The sequence below is a fragment of the Neisseria subflava genome, from assembly GCF_024205705.1.
In the GTDB taxonomy this organism is placed as follows: Bacteria; Pseudomonadota; Gammaproteobacteria; order Burkholderiales; family Neisseriaceae; genus Neisseria; species Neisseria subflava_D.
In genome coordinates this window covers 1,205,779-1,231,900 of record NZ_CP073115.1, presented here as the reverse complement: position 1 = coordinate 1,231,900, position 26,122 = coordinate 1,205,779, and the positions used below count along the sequence as shown (strand labels likewise).

Below are 26,122 nucleotides of genomic sequence, written 5' to 3'. Positions count from 1 at the left end.
ATTGTGTTTTATTTCAGACGGCCTGATGGCTCTATTTTTATTGGGAAAACTCGGCTTCGACATCAACTTGGATTTGCTCAAGCTCTTCCTGCCATTGCAGCCAGTTTTCTTCCAGTTGCGTTAATTTTACTTTAGTTTCTGTTAATTGTGCGAGTGTCTCTTGCAATTTGGGTTTATTTTCTTCTGAATAAGCAGATTCTTGTGCCAAAAATGCTTCACAGGCCGTCTGAATATCAGTCAATCGTGCAATTTCTTTTTCAGCTTTGTCGATTTTCTGCTGAATCGGTTTGCTGCGTTTGGCTTTTTCCTGACGGATTTGTGCTTCTATGCGCTTGGTGTCCTTACGGCTTTGGCTTTGTGCAGAAGCGGCGGGGCTGCTGCGGCGTTTTCTTGTGCCAATCGCCATTGACGGTAGTCGTTCAAATCGCCGTCGAAGTTGTTCAGACGGCCTTTGTCAATCAATAGGAAGCTGTCGGTAGTTGCTTCAAGCAGGCTGCGGTCGTGTGAAACGACAATCAATGCGCCTTGGAAACTTTGCAAGGCAAGTGTCAGGGCGTGGCGCATATCCAAGTCTAGGTGGTTGGTCGGTTCGTCAAGCAGCAGCAGATTAGGTTTTTGCCAGATAATCATGGCAAGGGCGAGCCGCGCTTTTTCCCCACCGGAGAACGGCTCGGTCTTGTGAACCGCCATATCGCCGACAAAGTTGAAACCGCCTAAAAAGTTGCGGATTTCCTGTTCGCGGACTTCGGGTGAAAGCTGCTGGATATGCCAAACCGGACTTTGGTCGGCGCGTAGAGTATCCAGTTGGTGCTGGGCAAAATAGCCGATATTGAGTTTTTCAGAGCGGACGATGCTGCCGGAAAGTAAATCGATTTTTCCTGCCAATGCTTTGATAAATGTGGATTTACCGCTGCCGTTAACACCCAACAGGCCGTAACGTGCACCGCTTTCCAGAGACAGGGTGATATCGTGCAAAACGGTATTATCGCCATAACCCAAGTCGGCATGGTCGAGTTTCAATAATGGGTTGGGCAGGTGGGTCGGATTGGCAAACTCAAAGGAAAATTCACTATCCAAATGCGCAGGAGCGATACGCTCGAGCTTAGCTAATGCCTTCATGCGGCTTTGGGCTTGTACGGCTTTTGTGGCTTTGGCTTTGAAACGGTCGATAAAGGATTGCAGATGTTTGATTTGCGCCTGCTGTTTGACGTAGGCGGCTTGTTGTTGCGCCAGACGTTGGGCGCGTTCGGCTTGATAGAAATCGTAATTGCCGCCGTATTGGGTCAGTTTTTGTTGCGACAGTTCGATGGTCTGCGTTGTAGTGGCATTCAAGAAGTCGCGGTCATGGGAGATGATGATTTGCGTACAGGGCAGGGAGGCGAGATGGTTTTCCAGCCACAACACGGTTTCTAAATCCAAGTGGTTGGTCGGTTCGTCCAAAAGCAGCAAATCGGCACGACAAATCAGCGCTTGGGCAAGGTTGAGGCGCATACGCCAGCCGCCGGAGAAGGATTTGACGGGGCGGGTATGTTCTTCTTGTGAGAAACCCAAGCCGTTAAGCAGTTTGGCGGCGCGTGCCGGAGCGGTATAGGCATCGATTTCTTCAAGTTTGGCGTGATATTCGGCTTGCTTCATGCCGTCGTTTTGCGCTTCTGCTTGGGCCAAGGCCGTCTGAAAAGCCTGCAATTTGGCATCGCCTTGCAAAACGTAGTCTAAAGCGGAAATATCTAAATCAGGTGTTTCTTGAGAGACGGAAGCCAGCCGCCATGTTTTGGGAATCAGGATTTCGCCGCTATCTTGAGTGATTTCACCTTTTATCAGCGCAAACAGGCTGGATTTTCCCGTACCGTTTTACCGATTAAACCAACGCGTTGGCCGGGGTTGATTACGGCATCGGCTTTATCGAGCAGGACTTTCAAACCGCGTTGCAGGGTGAGTTTTTTGATTTCTATCATGATGGCAGGCAAGGGGGTGTAAAACGAAAGGCGTTATTTTACCTGAAAAGATATATAAAAGGCCGTCTGAACAAGTATGAAAACGAAATCAACGATTTCTATTTCACTTATTCAGACGGCCTTTATGAAATGACAGTCGGAAATGCTTTCAAATTGTCTGTTGTTTCAATTAAATTTGAAGATCGGTATTATCCGCACGGATTTGGCGCAGGAATTTTTGTGTCCGCTCATGTTTGGGATGATTGAACAAATCTTGCGGGCTGCCTTGTTCGACAATAACGCCGCCGTCCATCACGACGACGGTGGTTGCCACTTCCAAGGCAAATTTGATTTCATGCGTAACGACAACCATGGTCCAGCCTTCTTGTGCCAATTCCTTCATGGTATCCAAAACATCTTGCACCAATTCAGGGTCAAGCGCGGAAGTTGGTTCGTCAAACAGCATCAATTCAGGCTGAATCGCCAATGCTCGGGCAATGCCGACACGCTGCTGTTGACCGCCGGAAAGCTGGTAGGGGTAGAGGTCAATCTTATCGCTCAAACCGACTTTTTCAAGCAATTTGACAGCCTCTTCACGCGCTTTGGCGACAGGCTTGCCTTGTACGGCAACCGGCCCTTCCATGACGTTTTCCAACGCAGTTTTGTGCGGAAAGAGGTTGTATTGTTGGAATACCATGCCGGATTTGCGGCGCAGTGCCAAAATATCGTGTTTGCTTGGTTTTTTGGAAAAATCGATGCTTAACGGCTGCGCATTGTCAAACTCGATCTGACCTTGTTCAGGCATTTCCAAAGCATTTAAACAGCGTAAAAACGTCGTTTTGCCTGAGCCGGACGGGCCTAAGATAACAACCACCTGTCCTTTGCCGACATCCAAATCGATGCCGCGCAAAATGGTATTTTCGCCAAAGGTCTTATGGATATTGCGGATTTTAATCATGACAACTCCTTATTTGGCGACATAGCGGTCGAAACGTTTTTCCAAACGCGCCTGAATCAGAAACAGCACTTTACAGAAACACCAATAAACCAATGCGGCTTCGATATAAACGGGCAAAAAGTCATAAGTACGGTTTGCTGTCTCTTGGGCAACACGGAAAAGCTCGGTTACCGTTACCACGGCGGCAAGCGAGGTGTTTTTGAACAAACCGATAAACTCGTTGCTCAGAGGCGGTACGGCAACGCGGAATGCCTGTGGCGCAATAATGCGGCGGAAAGTCTGCATATAGGTCATGCCGATGGAGAAACCGGCTTCCCATTGGCCTTTAGGTACGGACAAAATTGCTGCGCGTATGGTTTCGGAAGCGTATGCGCCGACATTGAGCGAAAAGCCGATGATGGCGGCAGGAATCGGATCGATATAGATGCCGACGGAAGGTAAACCATAGAATACGATGACCAACTGCACCAAAAGCGGCGTACCGCGAATGACGGAAATATAAAATTCAACCAGCTTCAGCAAGCATTTTTGGAAAACGCTGCCGGAGGGCATGATTCGCACCAAAGCAACGGCTACGGCAATAATCATGCCGATAACGAAAGAAGCGATCGCCAAAGGCAAAGATACTGCGAAGCCGGCTTTGACCATAGGCCAAAACGCGCTGATGAGCATATCAGCGCGTGTTTCCGTCATAAACGGCAGAGAAGCAAGGAAATTATTTAACACTGATGTCTTTTCCGAAGAATTGTTCGCCCAGTTTTTTCAGCGTGCCGTCGGCTTTCAGCTCAGTCATGGCAGTACTGAATTTAGCCAATGCTTCATCATTGCCTTTATTGACAATCAGGCCTGAGCCGACTTTTTCGTCAGCAGGGGCAGACCAAACGATTTGTACGCCGGCATTTGGGTTTTTCTTCAGGTAGTCCAATACCGCCAATTCGTCGTTCAGGGTTGCGTCGGCACGTTTTTGTTCAATCAGGGTCAGAGATTGCGCCAAGCCATCTACCGGTACGAGTTCAGCTCCTGCTGCTTTGGCTTTTTCGCCATAGTTGCTGGTCAGGGATTGTGCGGTTTTTACGCCTTTGATGTCGTCAATGGATTTGATGTTGCTGTCTTTACGGGCAACCAATACGGCACCGCTCCAGCTATAAGGCTCGGATTTGTCAAAAGTCGCTTGACGCTCAGGGCTGGTCAGGCCGACTTGGTTGGCAACCACGTCAAAACGGCCGGCTTTCAAACCTGCCATCATAGAGTCCCATTGTGTTTCTTTAAATTCAACTTTGATGCCCAGTTTGTCGGCGACTGCGCGGGTTACTTCGACATCGTAGCCGGTCAATTTGCCGTCTTTGTCGTGGTAGGTGAAGGGTGCGTAAGTGCCTTCCGTACCGACTGTGATGGTACCTTTGTTGTTGATACGCTCAATCAGAGAACCGGAGGCCGCGCCGGATTGGGCTGGTGCAGAAGAAGCTGAGTTGCTGCCTTCACCGCCGCAAGCAACCAAAACTACTGCAGCGATGGTGCCGAGTACGAATTTTTTCAACATAGATTTTTACTCCTGATTTTTAGTGTGTCATCTGGTATTAAAGCATGCATTCTAAGCGAAACTACCCAAAATACAAAATACATCTTATGCCTTAAAAGGCCGTCTGAACGCTGATTTGTTTAGACGGCCTTGAGTGGTGTATCAAAATTTCGGCTTATGCAATTTCAAGCCACATGACTTGATAGGGTTGCAGTACTAAATCCTGATTCAGAGAAATGGTTTGACCGCTGATTAAATCGTGTGCTTTAAACGGCATGGCCTGCAGGGTGTGCGCACTGATGGTTTGCGCATGCTCGCTGAAGTTGCCGAATGCTAAAAGCGCGTTGTTGCGCATATAGCCGATGATGTGTTTGTTGTTGGTGTTGAAGGTGACCAATCTGCCGCCATTAAAGCGCGGATTGCTTTGGCGGATGGAAATCATATGGCGCAAACCTTGGAAGATTTGACCGGCAGTGGTCGAGCCGTCATGGCGTTGTTTATACAACTCTTCATCATAACGAGGACGGTGTGCCCAGCGGCTGTCGTCACTCTTGTTGCTGTCGTTCGACCAGTCGTCGTCGTTGAGCGTACCGACTTCGTCGCCTAGATAAATCAGCGGTAAGCCGCCGGTACTCAAAGCGATACTGTACAAAAGTTTGATGCGCTCAACGGCATATGGATCGTTTTGCGCCAAGCCGACCAATGCTGCGGCTGTACCACTGACACGGCAGTCGCCTGTGCTTGGGTTGTATTGGAACGGTACACCGCGCGCGAAGCTGCCGTCGAAATGGTTGACGAAGAAGCGGTTGAGGAATTGTCGGTGGTCGTAGCCGTGAATACCGAACTGCCATGCGTCCTCATCGGCAAATGTCCAGCCGATGTCGTCATGACTGCGGACATAGTTGACCCATGCAGTATGGTCGGGCAGGTTGTGGCGGTAGGTTAGTGCTTGATGGAGCAGGTTGACTTCGCGTGTGGCGAGGGTGTTCCACAACAATGCCATTTGCAGAGGGTTGTAGCCGATTTGGCATTCGTCTTGGCTGATGTATTGGACAACTTGGTCAGGATGGACGATGGCTTCGGATTTGAAGAACACGGCTGGCGCTGCGATACGCATTACGGAGTTAAACGCGCGAATCAGGGCGTGTGCCTGAGGCAGGTTTTCGCAGCTTGTGCCCATTTGCTTCCAAATAAAGGCAACGGCATCCATGCGCAGAATATCAACGCCCAAGTTGGCAAGGAATATCATTTCGCCTGCCATAGCGCGGAATACCCATGGGTTGCTGTAATTCAAGTCCCACTGGAAGGAGTTGAATGTTGTCCATACCCAGCGTCCGTCTTCCAGTTGGGAGAAGCCGCCCGGGTGTTGGTCGGGGAAGATTTCACGCAGAGTGCGGTCGTATTGGTCGGGCATCCAGCGGTCGGGGAAGATGTAGTAGAAGTTGTCGTAGAGCGGATCACCGGCGGCGCAGCCTTTTGCCCATTCGTGTTCGTTAGAAGTGTGATTGAAGATGAAATCTACAACGGCGGAAATACCTGCTTCGTGCAAGGCGGCAATGACATCACGCAAGTCGTCTATTGTGCCTAGTGCCGGATTGACATCGCGGTAGCTGCTGACAGCATAGCCGCCGTCGCTTTTGCCTTCAGGGCATTTAAACGGGGGCATTAGGTGCAGATAGGTCAGACCCAATTCTTGGAAATAAGGGATTTTGGCTTTCAAGCCTTGCAGATCACCTGCGAACAAATCGACGTAGCACACGCCGCCAACCTGTTTGTTGGATAAAATCCAGTCAGGATCATTTTCGCGCGCGATATCGATATCTTTTAAGGATGAGTTGCGTTGGGAATAGCTTTGCCATGCTTGGGAAATCAGTTGCTCCAGCATGGGGAGGACGGCTTCGTTGTTGTTGTAAACATTGTCCAGCTCGTGCATCAGTTTTGGAAAGTGTTCCTCAAGTCGTCTGTCAAACTGTTTCCAGTCTTCAGATGCCTCGATGCTTGCACGCTGTTCGGGAGTGTATATCGATAGGGTGCGTTCTTTAAGGTGATGCAAGGTCAAATCAACCTGTTGAGTCTGGGTCAACATAATGCCTACTCCGAAATTAAGGTGAAATTGTTTTGAAGCTTGGTTTCACTTCTTTTGCAAATCCATGCCGATTGTGGGCGGCTAAGACTGTAATTTTGCGTCAAGAAACTGTCTCAATGATACTGGAAGTGCTTGAGTGTGCAAAGGGTTTTCAAGGTTAGGAACGATGATTTTTAAGTGTTTGATTTTGATTAAAAGTAGGATTAAGCAGATGGAAAGAGGCCTTTTGACGAACTTATCTTTCAGACGGCCTGAGTCTTGTGAGAAAAACTTTTATTTTTATTGTCTTAGATATCTTTTTATTCCAATATGGCCGTCTGAAACATATTTACAGCATAGCGGATTGCTTGTTTCGTCTAAAAACGTGTCATAGAGATTAAGTTCATGACTTCTGATGTAAATCAAAATTCTATAAAGAGGCAGTTATTCTGTTTTAAATAGAGAGAGAATGTACGAGTTTCATTCATTAAAAAATGAATCCATCAATTTCTTTATTGATAGTGGTTATTATGTAGATTATCAAATCAATAAGAGAGAGGTGTCTGTCTGGTTTGTCATGCTTTTTTAATATTATTTTTTAAAATTAGACTTGACCCATTACAAGCAATTACTTAAAGTACCCATCTTATTTTTACACAAGAAAACGGGTTGTCCCGTTCCAAAAAAATGAGCGCAATCAAACCACCACAAATCACCGTATTCGACAGCAAGCCAACCGATGCTTATTTCTTCGGTACTTGCGTTCTCGACCTTTTCATGCCGGAAGCAGGCATGGATGCCATCACTTTAATCGAACAACAGGGCATCCGTATCCATTATCCGATGGAGCAAAGCTGCTGCGGTCAACCGGCCTATTCGTCAGGTCATCCTAAAGAAGCCTTTGATGTTGCCAAAGCGCAACTGGATTTATTCCCTGAAAATTGGCCTATTGTCGTGCCTTCTGGTTCTTGCGGCGGTATGATGAAACACCACTGGCCGACTTTGTTCAAAGGCACCGAGTACGAACAAAAAGCCATTGATTGTGCCAATCGTATCATTGAATTTACCCACTTCCTGCTGGCGATTGGTTACAAACCTGAAGATAAAGGCGAGCCGGTTAAAGTGGCCGTTCATACTTCCTGTGCGGCACGTCGCGAGATGAATGTCCATTTGTCAGGCTGGCAGCTGATTGACGGCATGGAAAATGTTGAACGTATCGTTCACGACCATGAAAGTGAATGCTGCGGTTTTGGCGGTACATTCTCTGTGAAACAAGCCGATATTTCCGGTGCGATGGTAACCGACAAAGTTGCAGCCCTGAAAGAAACAGGCGCAACTGAAATCATCAGCGCGGACTGCGGCTGTATGATGAATATCGGCGGCAAAATTGCCAAAGACGAACCTAATATGCCACGTCCGAAACATATTGCATCTTTCCTGTTGGAACGTACCGGAGGTAAAGCATGAGCGCGCGCGAAAATATTTTAGCGAAATTGAAAAAAGCCGATGCCTTGCCGATGGAAGAGCCGCCGGTTTTCGATTATTACCGTGAAATGGGTGTTTCTTGGGCAAACGATGTCGAGCGTTTGAAACATTGGGCGGCTGCCATGCGTGCCGTCAAAACTGAAATCTATTGGGTTACCAAATCCAACTGGCCGCAAGTATTCCGTCAAGCAGCCGAAGGCAAAGGCTTGAAAAACATTCTGCTCCCATTGGAAACAGAACATGGTCAGCTGGCTCGTGCAGCTTTGGCTGATACCGATATTGAACCGCGCGGTTTTGAGCGAAAAATTGACGACTGGAAAAACGAATTCTTTGCCGATATTGAGGCCGGATTTAGCGGCTCTAAATGCGGTATTGCCCGTACCGGCACGATTATGCTGGAGTCCAGTCCTCTGGAGCCGCGCAGTTTAAGTTTGGTTCCTCCTGTGCATTTCTGCCTGTTTGACACCAGCAAAATGTACAACGAATTCCACAATGCTGTTGAAGGCGAAAAACTGGTAGAAAAAGGTATGCCTACCAACGTTATTTTGATTTCCGGCCCGTCTAAGACTGCCGATATTCAATTGACTTTGGCCTATGGTGCACACGGCCCGCGTGATTTGGTGGTTTTGGCCGTTCTGCCTGATCATATTTCCCCTGCCGATTTGGAGGAAAAAGCATGAGTTCCCAAACCATTAAATTCCATATGAAGCCGGAAACGTTCAAGCAAAACGCCGCGATTTCTTTGAAAGACAAGCCTTTGCGTAAAAGCTTGCGTACGGCGATGGATATGCTGATGACCAAGCGCAAAGCCGTTTTGACAGATGAAGAAGAGCTGCAAAGCCTGCGTGACCTGTGTGAGCATGTCCGTCAACGTTCTTTGTCCAAATTGCCTGCATTATTGGAACAATTAGAAGCAAACCTGACCAAGTTGGGCGTTAAAGTCCACTGGGCGGAAACACCGGCCGAAGCCTGCCAAATCATTCACAACATCATTACCGATAAAAACGGCAAGCTGATGGTGAAAGGCAAATCTATGGTCAGCGAAGAGATTGAGCTGAACCATTATCTGCAAGACCGGGGCATCAAAGCGATTGAAAGCGACTTGGGCGAGTTTATCGTACAAATGGCCGGCGAGAAACCAACCCATATCGTGATGCCTGCCATTCACAAGACCAAAGAGCAGGTGAGCGAACTTTTCCATCAAAACCTCGGCACGCCGTTAACTGACGACGTGGACCAACTGACCGGCTTCGCCCGTAAAGCACTGCGCGATATTTACAGCACTGCCGATGTCGGTTTGAGCGGTGTGAACTTTGCCGTTGCAGAAACAGGCACTTTGTGCCTGGTGGAAAACGAAGGTAACGGCCGCTTGAGCACCACCGTGCCGCCCGTGCACATCGCCATTACCGGTATTGAAAAAGTGGTTGCGAAGCTGTCGGATGTACCGCCTTTGTACAGCCTGTTGCCACGTTCAGCTATCGGTCAGAACATTACCACTTATTTCAATATGATTACCGGACCTCGCCGTAGCGAAGAACTGGACGGTCCTCAAGAAATGCACTTGGTTCTGCTCGACAACGGCCGTAGCCAAGCCTATGCCGAAGACCAAATGCGCCGTACCTTGCAATGTATCCGTTGCGGTGCGTGCATGAACCATTGTCCGGTTTACACCCGTATCGGTGGTGCGGCTTACGGCACAACCTATCCCGGCCCGATTGGCGAGATTATCTCTCCGCATTTGTTGGGCTTGGATGCGACACGCGATCTGCCGACTGCGTGTACCATGTGCGGCGCGTGTGTCGAAGTTTGCCCGGTACGCATTCCGATTACCGAACAAATGCAACGTCTGCGTGTTGAAGCACAACGTTCGCCAACAGAAGCCGTTCCTCATCCTATCCGTGGTCAAGGTGCATCACATACCTTCGGCGAGCAAATGGCATGGCGAACCTTTAACGGCATTTTCAGCGGTAGTAAGGCTTATCGAGCATTCGGTTGGGCGGCTACCAAATTCCGTGCATTGACGCCAAGCAAGCAGTTAAGCTGGACTAATAACCATGTTCCGATGAAACCTGCCAAGCAAACATTGCATGAGATGATGGCAGAAAGAAAACGTCAGCAAGAAAAAGCATAAGGCTTGAAAATAAAACCTGGGGGATAAACGCTTCAGGTTTTATTTTTTATTGAATATTGCTGGTGTTGAATGACTGATAGTAATTGATTTCATTAGCTTATTTTTATTTCTATTAAATAAGAGGCCGTCTGAAAATGAATTTCAGACGGCCTTTATTGCAGCACAAAGTTTAAAGCAACACTTTTTCTACGCCGCCGTTGTTGGCTTTTTTTACGAACTCGTCCAGCCAGTTTTCGCCGAGAATATGTTTCGCCATTTCGATGACGATGTAGTCTGCAGGCATATTGTTGTCGTCGGCGTAGCGGCTCAGTCCTTGCAGGCAGGCTGGGCAGGTGGTGAGCATTTTGACGGGTTCGCCCTGTGGCAGCTCTTTGAGGTTTTTCTCGATTTCTTCCTGTTTGCGGAATTTGACTTGTGTGGCGATGTCGGGGCGTTTGACGGCGAACATGCCGGATTCGCCGCAGCAGCGGTCGCTTAAGACGACTTTTTGCCCCATGAGGCTGCTTGCCATTTGGGTGGCGTTCATGGTTTTGATGGGCGTGTGGCAGGGGTCGTGGTAGAGGTATTGCTGATCTTTCACGCCGTTCAGTTTCACGCCTTTTTCGAGCAGGTATTCGTGGATGTCGATGATGCGGCAGCCGGGGAAGATTTCTTCAAAGCGGTATTTTTCGAGCTGGTCGTAGCAGGTACCGCAACTGACGACGACGGTTTTGATGTCGAGGTAGTTGAGGGTGTTTGCCATGCGGTGGAAGGCGACGCGGTTGTTGGTGCTCATTTGCTCGGCTTTTGCCTTGTTGCCGCCTGCGTCTTGCGGATAGCCGCAACACATATAGCCGGGCGGCAGGACGGTTTGTACGCCGACGTGCCAGAGCATGGCTTGGACGGCGAGTCCGATTTGGCTGAACAGGCGTTCGGAACCGCAGCCCGGGAAGTAGAACACGGCTTCGGCATCTTCGGGCGCGGCAGGATTGCGGATGATGGGGATACTTTTGTCGTCTTCGATGCCGAGCATGGAGCGCGGTGTTTTGGCGGGCACGCTTTTGGGCAAAGGACGGTTGATGAAGTGGATGATTTGTTCTTTGACTGGGGCGGTGCCGACGGTGGCTTTGGGTTCGGCTTTTTGTTTTTTGGTGCCGATTGGAAGAAGTTTGCCGATTTTGTAGGCGAAGTTCTGCGCAGGGAAGCCGGTCTGTATCATGGCGGCGCGCAGGGCTTTGATGGTTTTAGGGCCGGTGGCATTCAAAAACGCCATACCCATCGATGCGGCGGGTGCGAAGCGTTTGTGACCGGAATCGGCAAGATAGTTGCGGATGGCTACGGTAACGTCGCCAAAGTCGATGTTGACCGGACAGGGTTTGACGCAACGGTGGCACACGGTGCAGTGGTCGCCGATGTCCATGAGTTCTTCGAAGTGTTTGATGGAAACGCCGCGGCGGGTTTGCTCTTCGTATAAGAAGGCTTCGGTCAAGAGCCCCACGCCGAGGATTTTGTTGCGCGGGCTGTACAGCAGGTTGGCACGCGGAACGTGGGTGGAGCAGACGGGTTTGCATTTGCCGCAGCGCAGGCAGTCTTTGACGGAATCGGCGATGGTGCCGAGGTCTGATTTTTCCATAATCAGCGATTCCGCGGCCAACAGCTCGAACGACGGCGTGTAGGCGTTGCGTAGATCCGAACCTTTCATCAGTTTGTGACGGTTGAAGGTGTGTTTGGGATCGACTTGGTTTTTGTAGTTCCAAAACGGCTGCAAATCCTCATCGGTCAGAAATTCGAGCTTGGTGATGCCGATGCCGTGTTCGCCGGAAATCACGCCGCCGAGCGAGCGGGCGAGCTTCATAATGCGTTCGACCGAACGGTAGGCCGTCTGAAGCATTTGGGCGTCGTCTGAATTGACGGGGATGTTGGTGTGGACGTTGCCGTCGCCGGCGTGCATGTGCAGGGCGACGAAGACACGCCCGCGCACGGTTTTGGCGTGGATCTTGCCCAAGCCTTCGATGATTTTGGTGTCGGTTTTGCCGCTGAAGATTTCGGCGAGCGGTTTCATTACGTCTTCTTTGACGGACACGCGCAGGCGGAAGTCGCGGAATGCGGTGAAACAGCTCTCGTCGTCTTTGGCTTCGGGCGCGGCATGGACGGTTGCGCCGTAGCGGGCTTTGTAGTCGGCAAGCGGCGTGTCCAGATGGGCGAGCAACCAGTCCCAACGTTCTTTGACAGCGGAAACGTGGGCAAGGGCGTGTTTGCCGCGTTCGCCCAAAAGTTCGGCGGTCGGCAGGTCCGTACCCATCTTGTCGATGGGGAGTTTGCCGGAAAGATATTGCTCCAATGCGGCGCACAGGGTGAGTTTGTTTTGGATGGAAAGCTCGATGTTGATGCGTTCGATACCGTCCGAATACTCGCCCAGCAGCTCCAGCGGAATCACCACGTCTTCGTTGATTTTAAAGGCGTTGGTGTGTTTGGCGATGGCGGCGGTGCGGCTGCGGTCGAGCCAGAAGGTTTTGCGCGCTTCGGGCGACACGGCGATAAAGCCTTCGCCGTCGCGGGCGCGGGCAAGTTCGCAGATGTGTTCGGCGGCTGCCTCTACGGCGGCTTCGTCGTCTGAAACCACGTCCGCCAGCAAGACCATTTTCGGCCGCCCTTTGCCCGCCGCTTTGGTGGCGTAACCGACGGCGCGGACATAACGCCAGTCCAGATGCTCCAAACCCGCCAGCCGCACGCTGTCGTGGGCGAGCAGGAAATCGCGGATTTCAACGATAGAAGGTGTAGCGGTGGCGACCGTGCCGAAAAACTCCATACACACGGTGCGCGTGTATTTCGGCATTTTATGCAACACGAAGGCGACGCTGGTGATGATGCCGTCCGTGCCTTCTTTCTGCACGCCGGGCAGGCCGCTCAAGAATTTGTCGGTAACGTCTTTGCCCAAACCGACTTTACGGAATTTGTGGCCGGGGATTTCCAAGCGTTCGGTTTTAACGATATTGAGGCCGTCTGAATCTAACGTGTGCACGTCGAATACGGCAGTTTCTTCGTCGTGGATTTTGCCAAAATTGTGGCGCACGCGCTCGATGCGCAGCCATTCGCCCTGCGGGTTGACCATCTGCCAGTAGGCAAGGTTGTCCAGCGCCGTCCCCCACAGCACGGCTTTTTTGCCGCCCGCGTTCATCGCCACATTGCCGCCCACACAGGACGCATCGGCCGAAGTCGGATCGACGGCGAACACCAAACCCGCCTGATGCGCGGTTTCTTCCACCCGCCGCGTTACCACGCCCGCGCCGCAATGGATAATCGGATGTTTGCCGTTTAAACCCGCTAGTTCGACAAATTCCACGCCGCGATGCTTGTCCAGTTTTTCCGTATTGATGACCGCGCTGTTTGCATCCAAAGGCACGGCGCCGCCGGTATAACCCGTACCGCCGCCGCGCGGAATAATGACCAAATCCAGCTCGATTAAGGCGCGCACCAAAGGCGCGACTTCCGCCTCCGTATCGGGATTGACGACGACAAACGGATATTCGACGCGCCAGTCGGTCGCATCGGTAACGTGCGTTACCCGCGCCAGCCCGTCGAACATAATATTGTGCGGCTTGGTGATTTTGCTCAAACGCTCCAAAATCTGCCGCCGCTTTTGGCGCGTTTCGTCAAAACTGCCGTCAAAACGCTCAACCGCCTTTTCTGCCGCCGCCACCAACACATCGACTTGCGGATTGTCGTCGCGGCGTTTGCGGATTTCGTTCAAACGGTGGCGCATTTCCCGCACCAGTGCGGCGCGGCGTTTCGGATGCTCCAGCAAATCATCGACCAGATACGGATTGCGCACGACCACCCAAATATCGCCCAACACTTCAAACAACATCCGCGCCGAACGCCCCGTCCTGCGCTGTCCGCGCAAGTCCTGCAGGATTTGCCACGCCTCATCGCCCAACAGGCGGATGACGATTTCGCGGTCGGTGTAGGAAGTATAGTTGTAGGGAATTTCCCGAATACGCTGCGGGGCGGTAGTCGTGGTCATGGTTGAGTTCCGTTGATAGGTATAATGTTTTTATATTAAAGGCCGTCTGAAAAATACGATTTCTTCTTGATGGCATGAAGTGTTAATGTAGTGTAATTTTCGATATTTTTCAATGCAAAAGACAATAAACATTTCAATGGGAATGATTTCTAATTGAAACATATTGTTTACAATCTTGACGTGTAACTGGTTTTCAGACGGCCTGACAGATTTTATCGCTTGAGTTTTTCTGTAAAACCGCTATAATGCGTTTCTTCTATGGCGGGTCTCCCCGCATGGTAATTCGGAACACCGGGTCAGGGGCGGAAGCCAGCAGCCCACTCTGATGAGCCAGTGCCGGGGGTTCGGCTCGCCACCTTATTCAAAAATGCCGGAGATGATTGAGTCTCCGGCATTTTTCATTGTATAAAGCGTAATGATCAAAAGGCCGTCTGAAATCTCATTTTCAGACGGCCTTTGAGTTTATGAGCAAACTATTTATGCTTCTTCTGATTTTGTATTGGGCAAAACACAGTTCAGGATAATGGCCAATACGGCGCATAAACCTACACCGGCGAAGCTCAAAGTACCTACTTTGATAATCATGCCGCCGATGCCAGTCGTCAATACGGAGCTGACGATAACCAGGTTTTTCGGCTGCATCAAATCGACTTTCGCATCAATCAATGTTTTGATGCCCAAAGAAGCGATAGTACCGAACAGCAGCAACATAATACCGCCCATAACCGGCATGGGGATCGAAGCCAAAAACGCGTTGAATTTACCGAAAAACGCCATGCAAATCGCAAAAATTGCCGCCCAAGTCATGATGACGGGGTTGCTGTTTTTGGTAATCATCACCGCGCCGGTTACTTCGCCGTAAGTGGTTACAGGAGGGCCGCCGATCAAACCGGCCACGCATACGCCCAAGCCGTCGCCGGCGAGGGTTTTATCTAAGCCCGGGTCTTTGGTGTAGTTTTTGCCAGTTACATTGCCGATGGCCATGATGCCGCCGATGTGTTCGATGGCTGGGGCGATAGCAACGGGCAGCATAAACAAGGCAGCCTGCCAGTTGACTTGAGGCGTTTCAAAATGAGGGACGGCAAACCAAGGAGCGTTGATGATGGCGCCGGTATCGACCAAGCCCATGATTAAAGCCAACACATAGCCGGAAGCCACGCCGATCAGAATCGGAATCAGCTTCATCATTTTGCTGCCGAAGACAGAAACGATGACGGTTACCGCAAAGGTAAAGCCGGACAGAATCAGCGAATCGATATAGTCGATGATCTGCTTGCCGCCTGATTGACCCATTGCCATGCTGCTGGCTGCGGCGGCCACGGACAAGCCGATTACCATAATCACCGGGCCGATAACCACGGGTGGCAACAGCTTGTGTACCGCATCCAGACCGCGCCATCTAATCAGCGCGGCAAAGACGAAGTACATGAAGCCGGCCGCAAACAGGCCGAACATGGTAGAAGGCAGGCCCCATTCGCCGATGGAGTAGATAATCGGTGCAATAAAGGCAAAAGAAGAGCCGAGGAAAATCGGCACTTTACGTTTGGTAACCAATTGGAACAACAAAGTGCCCAAGCCTGCACCCAATAACGCCAAAGCCGGGTTCAGTCCCGTCAGAAGCGGCACAAGCACCATAGCACCGAATGCGACAAACAAAATCTGCGCACCGGCTACCGCCGTTTTAAGCTGATTCATAAAAGCTCCGAAGAAAATTCAAACGGCGCAGATTATACTGATTTATCCTAATTGTGAACATTTATTTACAAAAGGCCGTCTGAACAGATGTAACGATGACACCTGTTCAGACGGCCTTATTCGATAGCGAATGGTTAGTAACTTATCAAAATCGATTAGGAAAATTTTTAGCCGCGTGTTTCGCGCCAAACCAGATAATCGCGCAGGGGCGGCATGGGCGGATTGATGCAGTGGGGGCAGATGCCTGTGGTGTCTTCGTCGTCGCTGTCGATATGGTAGGCGTTGGGGTCAAAGCGCACCTGCTGCATCACCGCTTGCGCCAATGCTTGTTCCTGTACGACATCGAATTCAAATTTCTCCAAAATCTCATTCAATAGGCGGATTTCGCCGTCGCTGAAAGATTCGCTGTGTTTGACAATGAGGCGTTGATAATCTTCATTGCTGATTTTTTTGTGAAGTAAATCGGTCTGGATGGTCATGATTTTTATTGTTGAAATAAGATGGTCAAGGTGCAGATTATAGCGGATATTGTGGCGGCTGTTTCAAATGTCGTCTGAAAGTTGACGGGCTTTGGCGGATGCGGGGATAAATCTGTTCAATTCAGTATTGACCGCCTGAAAATCGCGGCTATCAAAAAAATCGCCGATACGTATGGTTTTTCCTTGATAATCGAAAGACCATGCGCCTTGTACACATTTTTGGATACGTAAAATATTGGGGATATTGTGAATTTTTCGTTTCATACCATTTTGGTATAGGTTTTCGTTTGGTAACTTCTGTTTCCTTCCTTGTGCAACAGGAGCTTTGGGAATATGGTCACGAGAATGCCATTCGGAGATTTCTGACAACGGGAAACTACGCCAACGCCCAATGGAGAACAAGTTATAACCATGAGACAGCGTATGGTTACGGATCTTGATGTTTTCACGTCCGAAAAGTTGCCAAAGAAGGCTGTACACCAGTGAGCCGACTAGGTAGAAAGTAAAAAGTACATGGATAAGAATTATTATTGGATCAGTGAAATAATGCTCTTCAAGGTAAAACGGCGCGATGCATGTAAGAGCAAAGGAAAATATAAGAAATACCGCGGTAAAACCGATTTCCTGCAAGTCATGTACAACACGTGCAGATACGGCAATGCCGTCGGGCATGCGCTCGATTTTATAACGCGAAGATGCCATCAATAGCCTCCTATTTTTTCAGCCTGATACGCTTTTTGCAGCGGCCGAATTTGTGCCAAGCGGGCATGATCAATTTGTTCGGCAATTAAATGGGATTTTCCTTGTGCGCGGCACTCGGCGGCAATTTTGCCTGCATCTACTTGGTTGGCGGCCTCAAGTAAGGCCAGCCAGTGTTCGCGTTGCGGATAGGGGGTATCTTCAAGATTCAGACGTCCTTGTTTGTCGGCCACGCAGACGTTTAAGGCCATCTGAAAACGTTCGGGGCGGCGGAATGCATCGGTTTTTTTCAAAACCTTCAAAATGGTTTTGCTTTTGAACTGCCCGACTTGGTGGAACATGATGTGCCAGCGGCAGACGAGTTCGGCAAGCTCGGCGCAGTGTTTGGGCGCACGCAGGCGTTGATTGACTTCGCGGACGGGTTCGACACCATTGATGTCGTGTTCGTAGTGTTTCGGCAGGATATCGGCCGGTGTTTTTGCCTTGCCCAAGTCGTGCAATAAGGCGGCATAGCGTTCGGCGAGGGAGAGGTTCATCTCGGCGGCTCGTCGTACAACCATCAGCGTATGAATACCGCTGTCGATTTCGGGATGATAGTCGGCGCGTTGCGGTACGCCGAAAAGGGCATCAAGCTCGGGCAGCAAAACTTTGAGTGCGCCACATTCGCGCAAAACTTCAATCATTCGGCGCGGATTTTTCTCCATCAAGCCTTTGGCCAATTCCTGCCAGACGCGTTCGGCAACCAAGGCATCTGCTTCGCCGTTTTCTACCATTTGCCGCATCAGCGACATGGTTTCATCGGCAATTTGAAAACCATAACGCGCGGCAAAACGGGCGATACGCAAAATCCGCACGGGGTCTTCGGTAAAGGCAGGCGAAACGTGGCGCAGGATGCCGTCCGCCAAATCTTGTTGTCCGCCAAAAGGATCGATGATCGCGCCGTCTGAATCCTGAGCCATGGCATTGATGGTCAGGTCGCGGCGCATCAGGTCTTGTTCCAGCGTAACGTCTTTATCGGCATGAAAACTGAATCCGGCATAGCCTTTGGCGGTTTTGCGCTCGGTACGGGCGAGGGCGTATTCTTCGTGGCTGTCCGGATGGAGAAAGACAGGGAAATCCTTGCCGACAGGTTGATAGCCTTTAGCCAACATGGTTTGCGCATCTGCACCGACGACTACCCAATCGCGATCTTTGACGGGCAGGCCTAACAGATGGTCGCGGACGGCGCCGCCGACAAGATAGGTTTTGATGGTTTGTGTATTCATATAAAAATTGAACGATATAAAAAGGCCGTCTGAAAAGCCGTATTGGGTTTTCAGACGGCCTGAGTCAGAACGCTATTATGAGGCTTTAGGCTTGTTGCCGTCGATAATCTTCAGTCCGGCGGCGGCAACAAACCATATCGTCATGCGGCATATCCTTTATAATAAGCCCATTCAAAAACGGAGCGGCAAATAATGCGAACTTGGCACGAGGCGATTGGTGCGGAAAAAGAAAAGGCGTATTTTCAAACGATTTTGGAGAAGGTTCGCCACGAAAGGCAGGCGGGGATAACCGTTTATCCGCCTGAGCGCGATGTATTCAATGCCTTTCGGACGACAGAGTTTGGAAGTGTAAAGGTTGTGATTTTAGGACAAGACCCGTATCACGGTGCGGGTCAGGCGCATGGTTTGGCATTTTCCGTGCAACCCGAAATTGCGGTGCCGCCGTCGTTGGTCAATATTTATAAAGAGCTGGCGACGGATATTGAGGGATTTCAGATTCCGCAACACGGCTATTTGCAGCATTGGGCGGAACAGGGCGTGTTGCTGTTGAACACAGTGTTGACTGTCCGCGCCGGTGTCGCGCATTCCCATGCGACCTTCGGTTGGGAGGCGTTTACCGATGAAGTTATCCGACAATTGGATAAGGAACGCGAGCATTTGGTCTTTATGCTGTGGGGCAGCCATGCGCAGAAGAAAGGCGCGTTTATCGACCGCAACCGTCATTTGGTGCTGACCGCGCCGCATCCTTCGCCTTTATCGGCCTATCGCGGCTTTTTCGGCTGCAAACATTTTTCGCAGGCAAACGCTTATTTGCAGGCACATGGTTTAGAGCTGATTGATTGGCAGGTTTAAATAAGATAAAAGGCCGTCTGAAAGCAGATTTTCAGACGGCCTTATGATTTCGTCTCAAATCGAATATTCAATCAGTTCGTTTTGAGAAAAGACATAAACCTGTTTCGGAATCAGCCTCAATTCTTTGCCTTCGGCGATTTGGTAACGCGCGGCATCGCTGCCTGCAAGCGTGATATGCACGTCTTGTTTGTCGTGTTTTGCCAGAATATGCGTCAATGCGCCGACGGCGTGGATTTTTTCGATTTTGGCATGAATCATCGGGGTTTCGTTTTCGGCGGCAAGCTGCCATTCGTGTGGGCGGATGTAGCCCGTGGCGGTTTGCTCCTGCCATTTGTAGTGCGTGTCCAATTTCCATTCAAAACCGTGGTAATGCCAGAAGCCTTTTTCGATACGTCCTTCAAAGGCGTCGGTTTCGCCGAGGAATTCGGTAACGAAGGCGTTTTCAGGTTTGCGGTAAATGGCTTCGGCGCTGCCGGTTTGTTCGATTTTGCCGTGGTTCATGACGACGATTTCGTCGGAAACTTCGAGAGCTTCTTCTTGGTCGTGCGTGACCAGAATGCTGGTTACGCCTAGGTTGTGATGGATGTCGCGCAGCCAGGTACGCAATTCTTTGCGCACTTTGGCATCCAGCGCGCCGAAGGGTTCGTCCAAAAGCAGGAGTTTGGGTTCGACCGCAAGCGCACGGGCAAGGGCGATGCGTTGGCGTTGGCCGCCGGAGAGTTGGTGCGGATAGGATTTTGCCAAATGCGAGAGCTGCACGAGTTTGAGCAATTCTTCGACTTTGGCGCGGATTTGTTCTTTGGACGGACGTTCGGACTTGGGCAATACGGTCAAACCGAAAGCAACGTTGTCAAATACGTTCATGTGGCGGAAGAGGGCGTAGTGTTGGAACACAAAACCGACTTTACGTTCGCGCACATGCTTGGCGGTGACGTCTTGCCCGTCAAAGAGAATATTGCCGCCGTCGGCGTTTTCCAGTCCGGCGATGATGCGCAGGAGCGTGGTTTTGCCGCAGCCGGAAGGGCCGAGCAGGGAAACGAGTTTGCCGGTGGGGACGTTGAGGTTGATGTTTTTCAGCGCGTGGAACGCTCCGAAGTGTTTGTTTAAGTTTTGAATAGTGATGCTCATGCTGCGTTCCTTTCGGCGGCGGCGAGTTTTTTATCTTGTAATTTGGTAATGATGTTTTGCACCAGCAGGGTGGCCAAGGCTAAAAGTGCCAATACGCCGGAGAGGGCGAATGCGCCGGTGAAGTTGTATTCGTTGTAGAAGATTTCGACCAAAAGCGGGATGGTGTTGGTTTCGCCGCGAATGTGCCCCGATACCACGCTGACCGCGCCGAACTCGCCCATCGCGCGGGCGTTGGTAAGAATGATGCCGTAGAGCAGCGCCCATTTGATGTTGGGCAGGGTAACGCGCCAAAACATCTGCCAGCCGCTTGCGCCGAGAATCAGTGCTGCTTGTTCTTCGCTGTCGCCCTGCGCCTGCATTAACGGAATGATTTCGCGCGCGACAAAGGGGAAGGTAACGAACAGCGTCGCCAAAATAATGCCGGGGATGGCGAAGATAATCTGTATGCCTTGCGCTTCGAGCCAGCCGCCCAATGCTGTGTGCGCGCCGAACAATAAGACGAACATCAAACCGGCCACCACGGGCGACACGGAAAACGGCAAATCGAGCAGGGTGGTCAGCAACTGCTTGCCGCGAAAGTCAAAACGGGTCAGCAGCCACGCCATTGCCACGCCCAATACGGCATTGACAGGAACGACAATCAGCGCGGTAATCAGCGTTAATTTGATGGCAGACCATGCCTCGGGATCGGTCAGAGATTGCAGGTACAAATCCCAACCGCCTTTTAAGGCCTCGTAGAATACGGCAACCAAAGGCACGACCAGCATCAGCAGCAGAAAGCCCAAGGCGGTAGCAGTCAGCAACACGCGCAGCCAACGCGGTTCGCTCAGGTTTGGATTGGTGGAATGGGTTTTCATGGTAGGGTAGTCTCTATTTATTCTTGTATCCGTTTAGGCCATCTGAAAAATGTTTGCTTAATGTTTCAGACGGCCTGTTGTTTGTTAAACCCTCGCTCCGGCGCGGCGGCTCAAAGTCCATTGCATGATGTTCAAAATCAGCAAGATGACAAACGAAATCATCAGCATAAACAGAGCAACGGCAGACGCGCCCTGAGCATCGTATTGCTCCAGTTTGCCGGTAATAATCAAGGGTAGGATTTCAGACACCATCGGAATATTGCCCGCGATAAAAATGACCGAGCCGTATTCGCCGGTAGAGCGGGCAAACATCATGCCTGCGCCGGTCAACAGAGCCGGTGTGATTTCAGGCAAAAGGACGCGGCGGAACGTAGTCCAACGGCTTGCGCCTAAAGTCGCCGCCGCTTCTTCATACTCACCAGACAATTCTTCCAATACCGGCTGCACGGCGCGGACGATAAAGGGCAGGCTGACAACAATCAGCGCAATCCAAATACCGATGGGTGTAAAGGCGATTTTGATGCCCAAAGGCTCGAAAAAACGGCCTATCCAGCCATTGGGTGCGTACAGGGTTGCCAACGCAATGCCTGTTACCGCCGTCGGCAGCGCAAACGGCAAATCGACCAAAGCGTTTACTAATCCTTTGCCTGGAAATTCATAGCGCACCAATACCCAAGCGACCAATGTGCCGAACACGATATTGGTCAACATCGCATAAAACGACATCCGCAAGCTCAGCCAGACGGCCGCCAAGACATTGGGTTCGGTAATCGTGTTCCAAAATCCGCTCCAGCCGATTTCCGCCGCTTTGGCCGCCATCATCGCAAACGGCAAAACCACCAAAAGCGACAGGCATAAAACCGTCAAACCCAGGCTGAGCTTGAAACCCGGCAATACAGAAGGCGTTTTGAGTAACAACATAATGGCAACCGTCAGAATTTAATACACGCTTACTTTAACAAGGCCGTCTGAAAACTGGAAAGAATGCTTTGTTTGGTATAAAGACGATTTTGTTATATTGAAAAGCTGAAAAGGCCGTCTGAAAACCAAATTTCAGACGGCCTTGCTGGTGTGGTAAATATCAATAGGCAACAGGATCTTGATATGCAGGCTGGCGTTGCGCCGCGTCATAGTTTTCCTGAGCCGAGCGGACGGCTTTTTCCAAACCGTTGATCCGTTCGAGATAACGGGCATAGTTGCGTTCATTGCCATAACGCACTTTTTTGCCTTCTTCCAAATTTTTCTTGGCGGTATCTAAAGCACGCTTGGCTGCGCCGACGTCAGCCGGATTGACCGGGGCGACAGCTTCTTCTGCTTGCTCGGTTTTGCTTGGGGAAGTCGGTGTTGCCGGTGTTGAAACAGGCGCAGAAGTATATACGGACGGTTTGCCGATATTGCTGGCTTTGCAGTTTTTGCCTCCGGCTTGGGTATAGACTTTGCGGCCGGCAGAATCGGTACATTCAAAAATAGGTGCGGCGGAAACCGCAGTTGTCAAAGCGAGCAGTAATGTGCTGATCCAAATTTTGTTCATTTTTATTTTTCCTTAAAACCATTTCCACCAAACAAACAAAGCCGCAATCATGATGACGTTGGCGAAGAGGATGGGTTTCCACTGTCTGGGTGCGCGCCGCAATTCGGCTCCAGAGCGCGTGCGGCGGATATAGAAAAATGGGCTGAGCAGCATGGAGGCGGCACATACCAAAATAATCACGGCGTAATAGATTTTGTGCGTCTCCATATCGTTTCTCCGTTTCAGACAGCCTGAAATGCTACCTACAACGTATTTTTGTGTGAAGCGCTGCCTATTTTCATCTTGTATCGAAATTAGGCACATTTGCCATGGCCTCAATCCTGAGGTCTTTGCAAAAATATGCTACAATCGCGTCCGATTATAACATTCTATTTATAAAGGTTTTACGAATAATGATTTCTACCAACGGCATCACCATGCAGTTCGGCGCAAAGCCGCTGTTTGAAAACGTATCCGTCAAATTCGGCGAAGGCAACCGTTACGGCTTGATCGGCGCCAACGGCTCAGGCAAATCCACCTTCATGAAAATCCTCGGCGGCGATTTGGAACAGACTGCCGGCGAAGTAGCAATTGAAAACGGCGTGCGTTTGGGTAAATTGCGCCAAGACCAGTTTGCCTACGAAGATATGCGCGTGCTGGACGTGGTGATGATGGGGCACACCGAAATGTGGGCGGCGATGACCGAGCGTGATGCGATTTACGCCAATCCCGAAGCCACCGAAGACGACTATATGAAAGCCGCCGAATTGGAAGCCAAGTTCGCCGAATACGACGGCTACACCGCCGAAGCGCGCGCTGCCGAACTGTTGAGCGGCGTGGGCATTTCCGAAGATTTGCACAATGCGACCATGGCAGAAGTTGCCCCGGGCTTTAAACTGCGCGTATTGCTGGCGCAAGCCCTGTTCTCCAAACCAGATGTATTGCTCTTGGACGAACCGACCAATAACTTGGACATTAATACCATCCGCTGGTTGGAAGGCGTGTTGAATCAATACGACTCCACCATGATCATCATCTCGCACGACCGTCACTTTTTGAACGAAGTCTGCACCCACATGGCAGATTTGGACTACAACACCATCACCATCTATCCGGGCAACTACGATGACTACATGCTTGCTTCTGCCCAATCGCGTGAGCGCGCCCTGAAAGACAACGCCAAAGCCAAAGAGAAACTGCAAGAGCTGCAAGAATTTGTTGCCCGCTTCTCTGCCAACAAATCCAAAGCCCGTCAGGCAACCAGCCGTCTGAAACAGGCAGACAAAATCAAATCGGAGATGGTCGAAGTCAAACCTTCTACCCGTCAAAACCCATATATCCGTTTTGAAGCCGATGAAAAAGCCAAGTTGCACCGTCAGGCAGTGGAAGTTGAAAAACTGGCCAAACGTTTTGAAACCCAGTTGTTTAAAAACCTAAACTTCATCCTTGAAGCAGGCCAACGCCTTGCCATCATCGGCCCGAACGGCGCAGGTAAATCTACCTTGCTGAAACTCTTGGCCGGCGCATACAACCCCGAATATTCAGACGGCCTGCTGCCGGACGAAGGCACCATCAAATGGGCGGAAAAAGCCAGTGTCGGCTACTATCCGCAAGACCATGAAAACGACTTCGACGTCGATATGGACCTGAGCGAATGGATGCGCCAATGGGGTCAGGAAGGCGATGAAGAACAAGTCATCCGCGGCACTTTGGGCCGCTTGCTCTTCGGCAGCAACGATGTTGTGAAAAAAGTGAAGGTTCTCTCCGGTGGTGAAAAAGGCCGTATGCTTTACGGCAAACTGTTGCTGTTGAAACCCAATGTCTTAGTCATGGATGAACCGACCAACCACATGGACATGGAAAGCATCGAATCCTTGAACATGGCGCTGGAAAAATACAACGGCACGCTGATTTTCGTCTCGCACGACCGTCAGTTTGTATCTTCATTGGCTACCCAAATCATCGAATTGGACGGTAAAGGCGGATATGAACACTACTTGGGCGATTACGAAAGCTATCTGGAGAAAAAAGGCTTAGTTTAAACTCATACTGATAAGCTATTAAGGTATTGAAATGCCGTCTGAAAATCTTTATGTTTTCAGACGGCATTTTTTGAAGCGTTTCATATTGGCAATCACTGAAACTGCTAAAATTAAAATGGATAAATTTCTTGTTAGGAATTTTTATTAAAGCCACAAAACAGATATACAAAAGGCCGTTTGAAAATTTCAGACGGCCTTTATTTATGTTTTGATAGAAAGAGGATTAACTGAATAAACCTTTAAACCACAACATAATCGCGTCCCACATACGGCGCAACCAGCTGCCTTCTTCCACGCCGGTCAGGGCGACGACGTCTTTTTCGGCAATGATTTTGCCGTCTTTCATGACTTTCAGTTTGCCCAATACTTGGCCTTTTTCAATCGGAGCGAGGACGGGCTGAAGCGTTTCTAAGATTGGTTTGACGTTTTTGCCGGTATCGTGGGGAATGGTAATGTAAACATCGTCCAAGAAGCCGATATCTACGGCTTTGGTGCTGCCTTTGTAAACTTTGACTTGGGAAATCACTTCTCCGCCGTTGTAAAGTTTAGGCGTATCAAATGCCTGCAATGACCAGTTGAGCAGTTTGCTGCTTTCACTGGCGCGCGCTTCGGTAGATTCGGCACCGGCAAGGATGGAAACAATACGGCGGTTGTTGCGTTTGCTGGAAGCGGCGAGATGGTAACCTGCGCCTTCAGAATAGCCGGTTTTCAAACCGTCGATACTGCTGTCGCGATAGAGCAGAAGATTGCGGTTGGGCTGCTCGATATTATTGTATTTGAAAGATTTATTTGCAAATAAAGGATAATATTTCGGATAGTCATTAATGAGCGCGGCTGCCAAGATGGCAAGGTCGCCAACGGTTGAAACATGGCCGTTAGAAGAAATACCAGTCGGGTTGTTGAAGTGGGTGTGCTTCATGCCCAAGCGTTTGGCTTCTTCATTCATTTGTTTAACGAATTCGTCGATAGAGCCGTTGCCAATGGCTTCGGCAAGGGTAATGGCGGCATCGTTGGCCGATTGGATGGTTGTACCCTTAATCAAGGAGCTGACGCTGACAGGAACTTTCGGATCAAGGAACATGCGCGAACCTTCGACTTTCCATGCGGCATTGGAAACGGTCAGCATTTGGCTTGCTTCAAGTGTACCGTTTTCCAGTGCTTTAAAGGCAAGGTAGGCGGTCATCATTTGCGTCAACGCGGCTGGCTCGATAGGTGTATCGGCATTGTTGGATGCCAAGGTTTGCTTGCTGTGCAGGTCGGTAACGATATAGGCCGTCGCCGCAATTTCCGGCGGCGTTGTCGGGCTGTTGATGCTGTGTAGCAGCGGCTGCGTTTGAGCCTCGATTTGTACGGCAGGTGCGGATGCAACCGGGTCGGCAGCGAGGGCAGGAGTATTCAGGAGTGCAGCAAAAATTAAGCTAAGTAGCGCTTTTTTCATCATTATCTGTGGATTTGAATGTGAGTGGATACTGTTATGAAGCAAACAGTTTGACATATTAA

General features: G+C 50.3%; 20 protein-coding genes, 1 other RNA gene and 1 pseudogene. 6 read left to right on the top strand and 16 right to left on the bottom strand.

Translation table 11 applies throughout. The features are described from left to right. Positions 1-37: 37 nt before the first annotated feature. From KCG54_RS05975 to KCG54_RS05955, 5 genes and pseudogenes are all read right to left on the bottom strand, one after another. A pseudogene (locus KCG54_RS05975) lies at positions 38-1,955 on the bottom strand (ATP-binding cassette domain-containing protein). A 169-nt stretch (positions 1,956-2,124) separates the two neighbouring features. Next, a complete protein-coding gene (locus KCG54_RS05970; protein WP_254324960.1) occupies positions 2,125-2,892 on the bottom strand; it encodes an amino acid ABC transporter ATP-binding protein in 768 nt (255 codons plus the stop codon). Positions 2,893-2,901: 9 nt separating this feature from the next. After that, positions 2,902-3,618, bottom strand: a complete 717-nt coding sequence (locus KCG54_RS05965) for an amino acid ABC transporter permease (RefSeq protein ID WP_254324959.1) — start codon at positions 3,616-3,618, stop codon at positions 2,902-2,904. Further along, positions 3,608-4,432: an amino acid ABC transporter substrate-binding protein gene (locus tag KCG54_RS05960; protein WP_254324958.1), complete on the bottom strand. Its 825-nt coding sequence runs from the start codon at positions 4,430-4,432 to the stop codon at positions 3,608-3,610. Before KCG54_RS05960 ends, KCG54_RS05965 begins: the two co-directional genes overlap by 11 nt. A gap of 154 nt (positions 4,433-4,586) precedes the next feature. Then, entirely contained in the window at positions 4,587-6,497 is a 1,911-nt protein-coding gene (locus KCG54_RS05955; RefSeq protein WP_070625303.1) for an alpha-amylase family protein, read from the bottom strand. A gap of 666 nt (positions 6,498-7,163) precedes the next feature. Here KCG54_RS05955 and KCG54_RS05950 point away from each other — a divergent pair. Genes KCG54_RS05950 through KCG54_RS05940 form a run of 3 tightly spaced genes read left to right on the top strand, consistent with a single transcriptional unit; the run spans position 7,164 to position 10,092 of the window. Continuing rightward, a complete protein-coding gene (locus KCG54_RS05950) occupies positions 7,164-7,943 on the top strand; it encodes a (Fe-S)-binding protein (RefSeq protein WP_049323225.1) in 780 nt (259 codons plus the stop codon). After that, on the top strand, positions 7,940-8,641 hold the full coding sequence (locus tag KCG54_RS05945) for a LutC/YkgG family protein (RefSeq protein ID WP_254324957.1): 702 nt from the start codon (positions 7,940-7,942) through the stop codon (positions 8,639-8,641). The genes KCG54_RS05950 and KCG54_RS05945 overlap by 4 nt, the downstream gene beginning before the upstream one ends. Next, on the top strand, positions 8,638-10,092 hold the full coding sequence (locus KCG54_RS05940; RefSeq protein WP_254324956.1) for a LutB/LldF family L-lactate oxidation iron-sulfur protein: 1,455 nt from the start codon (positions 8,638-8,640) through the stop codon (positions 10,090-10,092). Before KCG54_RS05945 ends, KCG54_RS05940 begins: the two co-directional genes overlap by 4 nt. A gap of 169 nt (positions 10,093-10,261) precedes the next feature. Here KCG54_RS05940 and KCG54_RS05935 read toward each other — a convergent pair whose 3' ends face one another. Further along, a complete protein-coding gene (locus KCG54_RS05935) occupies positions 10,262-14,095 on the bottom strand; it encodes a DUF3683 domain-containing protein (RefSeq protein ID WP_254324955.1) in 3,834 nt (1,277 codons plus the stop codon). A gap of 260 nt (positions 14,096-14,355) precedes the next feature. Between KCG54_RS05935 and ffs the strand changes: the two genes are divergently transcribed. Next, positions 14,356-14,452: signal recognition particle sRNA small type (gene ffs, locus KCG54_RS05930), an RNA gene on the top strand. Between the two features lie 120 nt (positions 14,453-14,572). On the opposite strand, the gene KCG54_RS05925 is transcribed toward ffs, so the two are convergent. From KCG54_RS05925 to KCG54_RS05910, 4 genes are all read right to left on the bottom strand, one after another. Next, positions 14,573-15,790, bottom strand: a complete 1,218-nt coding sequence (locus KCG54_RS05925) for a uracil-xanthine permease family protein (RefSeq protein WP_049323229.1) — start codon at positions 15,788-15,790, stop codon at positions 14,573-14,575. 167 nt (positions 15,791-15,957) lie between these two features. Beyond that, positions 15,958-16,269, bottom strand: a complete 312-nt coding sequence (locus tag KCG54_RS05920) for a hypothetical protein (RefSeq protein WP_049323230.1) — start codon at positions 16,267-16,269, stop codon at positions 15,958-15,960. 63 nt (positions 16,270-16,332) lie between these two features. Further along, positions 16,333-16,971 (bottom strand): hypothetical protein, encoded by a 639-nt coding sequence (locus tag KCG54_RS05915; RefSeq protein WP_254324954.1) that lies wholly within the window; start codon positions 16,969-16,971, stop codon positions 16,333-16,335. After that, positions 16,971-18,233: a multifunctional CCA addition/repair protein gene (locus KCG54_RS05910; RefSeq protein ID WP_254324953.1), complete on the bottom strand. Its 1,263-nt coding sequence runs from the start codon at positions 18,231-18,233 to the stop codon at positions 16,971-16,973. The genes KCG54_RS05915 and KCG54_RS05910 overlap by 1 nt, the downstream gene beginning before the upstream one ends. Before the next feature lie 192 nt (positions 18,234-18,425). Between KCG54_RS05910 and ung the strand changes: the two genes are divergently transcribed. Continuing rightward, positions 18,426-19,085, top strand: a complete 660-nt coding sequence (ung, locus tag KCG54_RS05905) for a uracil-DNA glycosylase (RefSeq protein ID WP_254324952.1) — start codon at positions 18,426-18,428, stop codon at positions 19,083-19,085. Between the two features lie 54 nt (positions 19,086-19,139). On the opposite strand, the gene KCG54_RS05900 is transcribed toward ung, so the two are convergent. The 5 genes from KCG54_RS05900 to KCG54_RS05880 all read right to left on the bottom strand — a co-directional run bounded on the left by KCG54_RS05900 (position 19,140) and on the right by KCG54_RS05880 (position 22,808). Continuing rightward, positions 19,140-20,213 (bottom strand): sulfate/molybdate ABC transporter ATP-binding protein, encoded by a 1,074-nt coding sequence (locus KCG54_RS05900; protein WP_254324951.1) that lies wholly within the window; start codon positions 20,211-20,213, stop codon positions 19,140-19,142. After that, positions 20,210-21,070 carry a sulfate ABC transporter permease subunit CysW gene (gene cysW, locus KCG54_RS05895; protein WP_049328527.1) on the bottom strand — a complete coding sequence of 287 codons (861 nt, stop codon included), beginning with the start codon at positions 21,068-21,070 and terminating at the stop codon, positions 20,210-20,212. The genes KCG54_RS05900 and cysW overlap by 4 nt, the downstream gene beginning before the upstream one ends. 84 nt (positions 21,071-21,154) lie before the next feature. After that, on the bottom strand, positions 21,155-21,991 hold the full coding sequence (gene cysT, locus KCG54_RS05890; RefSeq protein ID WP_063069002.1) for a sulfate ABC transporter permease subunit CysT: 837 nt from the start codon (positions 21,989-21,991) through the stop codon (positions 21,155-21,157). Positions 21,992-22,151: 160 nt separating this feature from the next. Then, the gene (locus KCG54_RS05885; RefSeq protein WP_254324950.1) at positions 22,152-22,601 is read right to left on the bottom strand and encodes a DUF4124 domain-containing protein; all 450 of its coding nucleotides are present in this window, start codon (positions 22,599-22,601) and stop codon (positions 22,152-22,154) included. A 12-nt stretch (positions 22,602-22,613) separates the two neighbouring features. Next, entirely contained in the window at positions 22,614-22,808 is a 195-nt protein-coding gene (locus KCG54_RS05880) for a hypothetical protein (RefSeq protein WP_254324949.1), read from the bottom strand. A gap of 185 nt (positions 22,809-22,993) precedes the next feature. On the opposite strand from KCG54_RS05880, the gene KCG54_RS05875 reads away from it, so the two are divergent. Continuing rightward, complete coding sequence (locus KCG54_RS05875) at positions 22,994-24,622, top strand: ABC-F family ATPase (RefSeq protein WP_254324948.1); 1,629 nt, start codon at positions 22,994-22,996, stop codon at positions 24,620-24,622. Positions 24,623-24,845: 223 nt separating this feature from the next. Here the strand turns inward: KCG54_RS05875 and KCG54_RS05870 are convergent, their stop codons facing one another. Further along, positions 24,846-26,063, bottom strand: a complete 1,218-nt coding sequence (locus KCG54_RS05870; RefSeq protein WP_254324947.1) for a D-alanyl-D-alanine carboxypeptidase family protein — start codon at positions 26,061-26,063, stop codon at positions 24,846-24,848. Positions 26,064-26,122 lie beyond the last annotated feature (59 nt).

Coding starts and splice junctions, on each gene's coding strand:
- KCG54_RS05970 (WP_254324960.1), bottom strand. CDS start 2,892: ATGATTAAAATCCGCAATATCCATAAGACCTTTGGCGAAAATACCATT.
- KCG54_RS05960 (WP_254324958.1), bottom strand. CDS start 4,432: ATGTTGAAAAAATTCGTACTCGGCACCATCGCTGCAGTAGTTTTGGTT.
- KCG54_RS05955 (WP_070625303.1), bottom strand. CDS start 6,497: ATGTTGACCCAGACTCAACAGGTTGATTTGACCTTGCATCACCTTAAA.
- KCG54_RS05950 (WP_049323225.1), top strand. CDS start 7,164: ATGAGCGCAATCAAACCACCACAAATCACCGTATTCGACAGCAAGCCA.
- KCG54_RS05945 (WP_254324957.1), top strand. CDS start 7,940: ATGAGCGCGCGCGAAAATATTTTAGCGAAATTGAAAAAAGCCGATGCC.
- KCG54_RS05940 (WP_254324956.1), top strand. CDS start 8,638: ATGAGTTCCCAAACCATTAAATTCCATATGAAGCCGGAAACGTTCAAG.
- KCG54_RS05935 (WP_254324955.1), bottom strand. CDS start 14,095: ATGACCACGACTACCGCCCCGCAGCGTATTCGGGAAATTCCCTACAAC.
- KCG54_RS05925 (WP_049323229.1), bottom strand. CDS start 15,790: ATGAATCAGCTTAAAACGGCGGTAGCCGGTGCGCAGATTTTGTTTGTC.
- KCG54_RS05920 (WP_049323230.1), bottom strand. CDS start 16,269: ATGACCATCCAGACCGATTTACTTCACAAAAAAATCAGCAATGAAGAT.
- KCG54_RS05915 (WP_254324954.1), bottom strand. CDS start 16,971: ATGGCATCTTCGCGTTATAAAATCGAGCGCATGCCCGACGGCATTGCC.
- KCG54_RS05910 (WP_254324953.1), bottom strand. CDS start 18,233: ATGAATACACAAACCATCAAAACCTATCTTGTCGGCGGCGCCGTCCGC.
- ung (WP_254324952.1), top strand. CDS start 18,426: ATGCGAACTTGGCACGAGGCGATTGGTGCGGAAAAAGAAAAGGCGTAT.
- KCG54_RS05900 (WP_254324951.1), bottom strand. CDS start 20,213: ATGAGCATCACTATTCAAAACTTAAACAAACACTTCGGAGCGTTCCAC.
- cysW (WP_049328527.1), bottom strand. CDS start 21,070: ATGAAAACCCATTCCACCAATCCAAACCTGAGCGAACCGCGTTGGCTG.
- cysT (WP_063069002.1), bottom strand. CDS start 21,991: ATGTTGTTACTCAAAACGCCTTCTGTATTGCCGGGTTTCAAGCTCAGC.
- KCG54_RS05885 (WP_254324950.1), bottom strand. CDS start 22,601: ATGAACAAAATTTGGATCAGCACATTACTGCTCGCTTTGACAACTGCG.
- KCG54_RS05880 (WP_254324949.1), bottom strand. CDS start 22,808: ATGGAGACGCACAAAATCTATTACGCCGTGATTATTTTGGTATGTGCC.
- KCG54_RS05875 (WP_254324948.1), top strand. CDS start 22,994: ATGATTTCTACCAACGGCATCACCATGCAGTTCGGCGCAAAGCCGCTG.
- KCG54_RS05870 (WP_254324947.1), bottom strand. CDS start 26,063: ATGATGAAAAAAGCGCTACTTAGCTTAATTTTTGCTGCACTCCTGAAT.